The organism is Halopseudomonas pertucinogena (assembly GCF_014646575.1).
Taxonomy (GTDB): domain Bacteria; phylum Pseudomonadota; class Gammaproteobacteria; order Pseudomonadales; family Pseudomonadaceae; genus Halopseudomonas; species Halopseudomonas pertucinogena.
Window position 1 is genome coordinate 1 of the sequence record NZ_BMNN01000024.1, and the last position, 506, is coordinate 506.

A 506-nucleotide genomic window follows, 5' to 3' on the forward strand; every position below is an offset into this window, starting at 1 on the left:
ATCCTGGTCTGCTCCGCTGCTGACGGCCCCATGCCGCAGACCCGCGAGCACATCCTGCTGTCCCGTCAGGTTGGCGTTCCCTACATCGTCGTGTTCCTGAACAAGGCTGACATGGTTGATGACGAGGAGCTGCTGGAACTGGTCGAGATGGAAGTTCGCGACCTGCTGAGCACCTACGACTTCCCCGGCGACGACACCCCGATCATCATCGGTTCCGCGCTGATGGCGCTGGAAGGCCGTGACGACAACGGTCTGGGCACCACCGCTGTGAAGACGCTGGTAGAGACGCTGGACAGCTACATCCCCGAGCCCGAGCGCGCCATCGACAAGCCGTTCCTGATGCCGATCGAAGACGTGTTCTCCATTTCCGGTCGCGGTACTGTGGTAACCGGTCGTGTTGAGCGCGGCATCATCAAGGTTCAGGAAGAAGTCGAGATCGTCGGCATCAAGGACACCACCAAGACTACCTGTACCGGTGTCGAGATGTTCCGCAAGCTGCTGGACGA

The 506-nt window shown here is 60.5% G+C and carries 1 protein-coding gene; it reads left to right on the forward strand.

Annotated features, from left to right (window positions below; all coding sequences use genetic code 11):
- Nucleotides 1–506, forward strand: a 506-nt coding sequence (locus tag IEW63_RS14555; RefSeq protein ID WP_229710542.1) for a GTP-binding protein, incomplete at both ends; no start/stop codon positions are given.